Raw genomic sequence first — 3,610 nt, forward strand, 5'->3', positions numbered from 1 at the left:
CCACCTAGAATTACGCAAACAAGATGAACCTAAATTAGGTGGCATCTATGTAGATTTCGTAGAGGGCACAATGGCACATCGTCGTAAATTTGGCGGGGGGTCGAGGTGAGGCGGTAGCAAAAGCTGTTGGGATCAAAAAAAGACTATTTGCCAGATGTTGTTGATGCAACAGCTGGACTGGGGCGTGATGCATTTGTTTTAGCGTCTATTGGTTGTAAAGTCAGAATGGTAGAGCGCCATCCCGTCGTTGCTGCATTACTGGAAGATGGCCTAAAGCGCGCTTATCTTGATGCAGATATTGGTGAATGGATGCAAGAGAGAATGACATTAATTCATGCCTCTTCTGCCCAAGCACTTACCGAGATCACTCCTCCTCCTGATGTTGTCTATCTTGATCCAATGTATCCGCATAAGGCGAAAAGTGCATTAGTGAAAAAAGAGATGCGGGTTTTCCAGTCTCTTGTCGGTGCAGATGAAGATGCCGATGCGCTATTAGCACCCGCAATGGCGCTGGCTAAAAAACGCGTGGTTGTTAAACGTCCTGATTATGCGGAGCCATTAAATCATCAACCCTCACATGCAAGTGTCACCACCAAAAATCACCGTTTTGATATCTATCCTTGTATTTAACAACATCGTATAAATAGCCCATAGAGGGGGTAACCTCCCCCTCTTTGCTATAATCTTTTGATTATATTATTCACAATCTATTGAATAGTATATCCACCATCAATGACAAGATTATGGCCATTGATCATATCCGCTGCTGAGCTTGCTAAAAATACAGCAGCGGCAGCAATCTCTTCCGGCTCAGCAAATCGCCTTGCTGGTATTTGTGCTTTCATCTGTTCACCTTTTTCGCCTTCCCAAGCTTTTTTCCCTAAATCGGTCATCACAATCGTTGGGGAGATTGCATTGATTTGTAGTCCTTTTGGTGCCCATTCTAACGCCATCACCTTTGTCATATTGATAATGGCAGCTTTACTTGCACAATAAGCAACATGTTCAGGTAAAGCGATAATTCCCGCTTGAGAGGCGAGATTAATTATCTTACCTTGTCCGCGTTGTAGCATATATTGCCCCACTTGCTGACACAGTAAAAAAGTACCCGTTAAATTTACTGATAAAGTTTTATTCCAATCCTCAAGAGATAATGATTCGGCAGGGGCTAAAGCAACAATACCCGCACAATTGACGAGAATATCAATGCGATCAAACTCCTCAATAACCGAATGTATCGCTTGTTTGACTGACTCTTCACTTGAGACATCACACCAGATCCCCACGGCACTATTTAAACGTTGCGCCACTTGCTCAATCTGCTCTGATCTATCCAATAAAGCGACCTTAGCCCCTTTTTCGATAAACATCTGTGCGATAGATAAACCAATTCCTGCCGCACCACCAGTGATAACAGCAACTTTATTCGAGAGAGAAAAATCAATTTGCGTAGCCATATAACCTCCAACTTAAAAATAAGTATTCATGCTTTTAAGCATAGCAGAGGAAAATGTAGCTTAAGGAGAGCGGAAAATGATTGAAATGGCTAGAGCGAGCGCTATGCACTCGCACTAATCTAAAAAATTACAGAACGCCTTGTGCCAACATGGCATCAGCGACTTTAACAAAGCCTGCAATGTTCGCGCCTTGAATGTAATTAGTCTGCTTACCCTCACCACCATAATTCACACAAGCATGGTGAATATCTAACATAATGTGATGTAAGCGAGCATCCACTTTTTCGGCTTTCCAGCTTAAACGTGCCGCATTCTGTGCCATCTCTAAACCTGAGGTTGCAACACCCCCCGCATTAGCGGCTTTACCTGGTGCAAAAAGGACACCCGCTTCGATAAAGGCATCTGTTGCTGCAATTGTTGTTGGCATATTTGCACCTTCAGCAACCGCTTTTACACCGTTTTTGATAAGGACTTTCGCCGCTTCTAGATCTAATTCATTTTGTGTTGCACAAGGCAAAGCAATATCGACAGGAACAGCCCAAGGTTGTTGTCCTTCAAGGTACGTTAAGCCAAATTCTTTTGCGTACTCTTCAACACGACCGTAATTATTTTTAATGTCGGTAAGTCGAGCGAGTTTTTCCGTCGTAAATCCAGCCTCATCAACTACTGTACCGCCTGAATCTGATGCCGTTATTACTTTAGCACCTAACTCTAAGCATTTTTCGATAGTGAACTGTGCAACGTTACCTGCGCCAGAAACCGCCACACGCATTCCCTCAAGAGACATACCATGACGTTTAAGCATCGCATTAGTAAAATAAACTAAACCGTACCCTGTGGCTTCTGGACGGATTAAACTACCACCGAATGAAAGACCTTTACCTGTAAATACACATTCATTGCTATTAGACAGTTTTTTCATCATACCAGCCATAAAGCCAACTTCTCGTGCACCTACACCAATGTCACCCGCAGGAACATCCGTATTAGCACCTAGATGGCGATAAAGTTCAGTCATCAATGCCTGACAAAAACGCATTACTTCCCCATGACTTTTACCTTTTGGGTTAAAATCAGAGCCGCCTTTAGCTCCTCCCATCGGTAATGTCGTTAATGCATTTTTAAATGTTTGCTCAAAACCTAAAAATTTTAGGATGGAAAGATTAACTGATGGATGGAAACGCATACCCCCTTTGTAAGGGCCAATGGCTGAGTTAAATTGGATACGCCATGCACGGTTAACTTGCACTTGCCCTTTATCATCTAACCAACAAACGCGAAACTGAATAATACGTTCAGGCTCAACTAAGCGCTCAAGTAATGATTGTTCACGATATTGTGGATTTTTCTCTAAAAAAGGCCACAAAGTGGTAAAAACTTCACGAACCGCCTGATGATATTCAGGTTGATGAGCGTTATATTTTTCTACCCCTTCTAAAAACGAAGATAATGAGCCAGATATATTCATTCAGCTATTCCTTTTTTTGTGTCATGTGATGTTGGTATAACCTCATTTATTCGGAATATTTTTGGGTTTTGTGAGGTTGATATTGTTTTGCTTCTTGAATATATCATTAAAATGTATTCACACTTCAAGACATTTTTTTCACAATTAGACAAAAAAAAAAGGTTGACTCGATTTAACAGTAGGAAAAATAGGAATTTTAGGCAAAAAAACACCTGCATAAGCAGGTATTTTTTTTGCCTAAATAAGCAAACGGTAATTATTCATCATCTTTCAGAGGAACAATAAGCATATCAACATGCACTGTATTAATGAGTTGACGTGCTGACGACATCAATTTGCTCCAGAAGTCTTGGTGATGACCACAAACGACTAAATCCATATCGTATTTCTTAATCGCATCAACTAGAACTTGACCTAAATCACCACTACCACTCAAGGTTTCCTGAATTTCATAACCTGAATTATCAGAGAGGTCTTTTAACGCGTTACGGGTTTCATCAGTAATACGTTGTTGCATATCACCGAGGTTGACATCAATTAAACCGGTATAAAGATCAGAGTAGTTAACATCAACGTGAATTAAGGAAACTTTGGCATTATAGGGTTTTGCCATAGATACAGCTTTCTGTACTAAGACATTACTCTCGGGGGATAAATCAACTGCCACTAGAATATGCTTATAAGC

3 protein-coding genes and 1 pseudogene are annotated in these 3,610 nt (G+C 41.1%); 1 reads left to right on the forward strand and 3 read right to left on the reverse strand.

All coding sequences use genetic code 11. From position 1 onward, the window contains the following. Window positions 1-630 (forward strand): annotated as a pseudogene (locus tag BHE89_RS12230) (class I SAM-dependent methyltransferase); the annotation flags it as partial. Between the two features lie 77 nt (window positions 631-707). Here the strand turns inward: BHE89_RS12230 and BHE89_RS12235 are convergent. The 3 genes from BHE89_RS12235 to uspA form a co-directional block, all read right to left on the reverse strand. Continuing rightward, window positions 708-1,457 (reverse strand): SDR family oxidoreductase, encoded by a 750-nt coding sequence (locus tag BHE89_RS12235; protein WP_069369441.1) that lies wholly within the window; start codon window positions 1,455-1,457, stop codon window positions 708-710. Between the two features lie 127 nt (window positions 1,458-1,584). Continuing rightward, entirely contained in the window at window positions 1,585-2,925 is a 1,341-nt protein-coding gene (gene gdhA, locus BHE89_RS12240; RefSeq protein WP_069369440.1) for an NADP-specific glutamate dehydrogenase, read from the reverse strand. Between the two features lie 256 nt (window positions 2,926-3,181). Further along, a partial coding sequence (gene uspA / locus BHE89_RS12245; RefSeq protein ID WP_128860512.1) for a universal stress protein UspA occupies window positions 3,182-3,610 on the reverse strand: 429 nt, incomplete at its 5' end.

It is taken from the genome of Shigella sp. FC1967, from assembly GCF_001743005.1.
Classification (GTDB): domain Bacteria; phylum Pseudomonadota; class Gammaproteobacteria; order Enterobacterales; family Enterobacteriaceae; genus Proteus.